General features: G+C 38.3%; 4 protein-coding genes. 2 read left to right on the plus strand and 2 right to left on the minus strand.

Translation table 11 applies throughout. The features are described 5' to 3' along the window. Nucleotides 1-860: AraC family transcriptional regulator (locus tag K6G87_RS08045; RefSeq protein ID WP_296835676.1), on the minus strand; the 860-nt coding region annotated here is incomplete at its 3' end. A gap of 472 nt (nucleotides 861-1,332) precedes the next feature. Here K6G87_RS08045 and uxuA point away from each other — a divergent pair. Then, complete coding sequence (gene uxuA / locus K6G87_RS08050; protein WP_296835678.1) at nucleotides 1,333-2,463, plus strand: mannonate dehydratase; 1,131 nt, start codon at nucleotides 1,333-1,335, stop codon at nucleotides 2,461-2,463. A 443-nt stretch (nucleotides 2,464-2,906) separates the two neighbouring features. On the opposite strand, the gene K6G87_RS08055 is transcribed toward uxuA, so the two are convergent. After that, nucleotides 2,907-3,161: an RICIN domain-containing protein gene (locus tag K6G87_RS08055; protein WP_296835682.1), complete on the minus strand. Its 255-nt coding sequence runs from the start codon at nucleotides 3,159-3,161 to the stop codon at nucleotides 2,907-2,909. Nucleotides 3,162-3,283: 122 nt separating this feature from the next. On the opposite strand from K6G87_RS08055, the gene tnpA reads away from it, so the two are divergent. After that, on the plus strand, nucleotides 3,284-3,594 hold a 311-nt coding region (gene tnpA, locus K6G87_RS08060), incomplete at its 3' end, for an IS200/IS605 family transposase (protein ID WP_296835680.1).

Here is a 3,594-nt window from a genome sequence, read left to right on the forward strand (position 1 = left end):
TATTCTTTTTTGAAGGCTTTATAAAAATTTGAATAGTCATTAAATCCATATGTAATATACGCTTCGCTTATTGGTGTGCCGCTGAGCATTGAATCGCGGCACCCGGCGAGGCGTTTTTTGACTATATACTGATGGACTGAAAGGCCGAGTCTGTTCTTGAATTCATGCACTATGTAGGACTTACTTACAAAGAGCTTTTCTGCAAGGACGTTTAAAGACAGGTTATCAGTCAGGTGTTCATCAATATAGGTGATGAGCTGACCCATCATATCAGTGTTTTCAGGAACGCTTATCTTGTGCTCTGATTCATAGACGTAGCGCGTCAGAGTAAGGAGAAGCTCTGAGGAATAGATTCTCAAAAAAGCATCATGGCCATAGTGTACAGTGCTTATTTCTTCTAGCACTGTTATTGCCTTGGACTGGACCTGACCTGAAAGGGCCTTTTCCAGATGGTGGATGAACTTTCCCTGTTGAGCCTCTTCTATAAGATAGGCATAGTCAGGTGAGATGCTAAGAAGCTCTTTTAAATACTTATCGCTTAGCCAGAATACGAAACGGCGATAGGGCATAGAGCCCTGGTCACTTATATTTTTGGTATCATCATCTGGGCGCTTTATGGCATGATGCCTTATTCCCGGAGGAAATACGACTATGTCGCCTGGTACAAGCTTTATGTACGGCGTTGCCACATTTTCAATCTGCATATCTATATCACCTTCAAGGAAGATGTAGAATTCATAATAATCGTGAGAATGCATCTCGACAGGCTTTATGGCTACATCACTGTAGTAATAAAGCTCAAAAAGGTCTGAAAGCATTGTCTGCCTTGTGGTAAAGTCACTTCTAAGTTCTCTTCTCATTTTTGGCCCTCATGCGATAAAATGGTACGTTACAATAATTGTGTGTATTATTATTGCCTGATATTATTGCCTGATATTATTGCTTGATTATATTTCTTGATATTATTTCTTGATATTATTTCTTGATATCATTTCTTGTTATTATTTCTTGATATTATTTCTTGGTATTATTTCTTGATATTATTTCTTGATATTATTTCTTGGTATCATTTCTTGATATTATTTCTTGGTATTATTTCTTGATATCATTTCTTGATTATATTTCTTGATATTATTTCTTACTATCATTTATATGCCAAATTTGCAAACTATGCAACTTTTTTGTCAATTGAATTATCAGCTAAAAAAATCCAAAATATATACTATAAAGAGAGTATCTATAAAGAAGGCTCCGGACGGGTATTTAAGCCGGATCCGTGTTAAGTAAAAGACATTGTAAATTTATATATTTAGAGAATGGAGATTTAAAATTATGGAAATGACACTTCGCTGGTATGGTAAAGAGTTTGATACTGTTAAGCTTTGGCAGATCAGACAGATTCCTGGAGTTAAGGGAGTTATTACAACACTTTACGATAAAGCTGCCGGAGATCTTTGGACTTTAGATGAGATCAGAAAGCTCAAAGCTGATGTTGCAGAAGCTGATATGCACATTTCAGGTATTGAATCAGTAAATATTTCTGATGATATCAAGATCGGTAATGGCAAGCGTGACGAGCACATAGACAACTATATAAAGACTCTTGAGAATCTTGGTAAAGAAGACATTCACATGGTATGTTACAACTTCATGCCTGTATTCGACTGGACCAGAACAGAGCTTGCAAGAAAAAGAGCAGATGGCGCAACAGTTCTTGCTTATAGCCAGAAGACAGTAGATTCCATCAATCCTGAAGACATGTTCGCTTCGATCAACGGTGATATGAACGGAACAGTAATGCCAGGATGGGAGCCTGAGAGAATGGCCCGCGTTAAAGAGCTTTTTGAGATGTACAAGGATGTTGATGAAGAGAAGCTTTTTGAAAATCTTGTATACTTCCTTAAAGCTATCATGCCTGTATGTAACAAGTATGATATCAAGATGGCTATTCACCCTGATGATCCTGCATGGAATGTATTCGGACTTCCTCGTATCATCAATAATGAAAAGAACATTCAGCGTATGATGAAGACTGTTGATGATGTACACAACGGTGTTACATTCTGCTCAGGTTCTTATGGTACAAATCCTGAAAATGATCTTCCTCAGATGATCAGAAATCTTAAGGGACGTATCCATTTTGCACATGTTAGAAATCTTCAGTTCAACACCTTCCAGCATGAGGATGGAAGCCAGGTTACAAGCTGGGCAGGAGAGAAGATTCCTGTAGGTCCTGCTGATTTCGAAGAGGCTTGTCATCTTTCTTCAGACGGAAGTTTTGATATGTATGAGATCATTAAGGCTCTTTATGAGACTGGCTTTGACGGACCTATCCGCCCTGACCATGGTCGTATGATCTGGGATGAGAAGGCTATGCCTGGTTACGGTCTTTATGACAGAGCTCTTGGAGCCTGCTATATTCAGGGACTTTGGGAAGCAGTTGACAAGGCACACAGAAACTAAAGTACAGACAGGTTGCAATATTTTTTGTCAAAAAATAATATGATGTAAGGGTCAAAAGTCATTTCGATTCGAGCTTGCTCGAAATCGAATATGAATTTATGACCCGCAAAACATGAGCAAAGTAGCACGTAGTGCGGATTTGCGAATGTTTTAGGATTGTGAGAGTTTCGAAGAAACGGAACAATCCGTTAGTCATATGGTGTCAAAAGGAACTTTTGACACCTACCTCATTTGATTAATTATGATTGAGTCAGTACATCAGTGCTCTGAATCTAGACATACCCTAAACCGCGTATGACTTAAATAAACTCATGTCATACGCGGCTGCTTTTTTTGCCATTATACTCATCCCAAGGGGTAATAGTGACCTCTCACTTACAACTTACCCTTAGCTTTTTTATAGCCAAACTTCATATACTAATGCTATAAAAGATACAAAATGATCATTCGATCACTTCTAATCTCCACTGCTGATTGGCATTGCCAAGATAATCCCACTGCCAGACGTTAGCACCTGCATCAGTACTTGCGCCTTCTACCTCAAGGCATCTGCCATTGTATTTACTGGTGATATATACATATCCATTTCCGGCATCGTTAATATACCATTTCTGGTTATCACTGCCTCTATTATCCCACATCTGGATATTGCCGCCATTTTCCCATGTCCAGTATTTAACACGCCGTGAGCAAGAAATCCCCCACCTCTATAGGTGGTGGGATGAATTGCGATAAACACGGCGTTTCTTGACTTTTGTATCTGATAATATTATAATCTAATTGTAAATCAGTCGTATGCATAATAAAGGTTATAAATATTATGAAATTAGATAATAATAATCATTCAGTATTCATGCTGCGTTATCACCTTATCATGTGCGTAAAGTACCGCAACAAGGTGATAGATGACAAGATCTCAATCCGGCTCAAAGAAATATTTGAGAAGATTGCTCCTACATATAACATTGCGTTAGAAGAATGGAATCACGACATTGACCATGTTCACATCCTGTTCCGAGGACAGCCTAACACAGAGATAAGTAAATTTATCAATGCGTATAAATCTGCAAGCAGCAGACTTATCAAGAAAGAGTTTCCTCAGATACGTAAATCTCTTTGGAAAGAGATGTT

This window comes from Butyrivibrio sp. (assembly GCF_024699075.1).

Excerpts from the sequence above, each read along its gene's own strand:
- uxuA (WP_296835678.1), top strand. The coding sequence starts at position 1,333 with ATGGAAATGACACTTCGCTGGTATGGTAAAGAGTTTGATACTGTTAAG.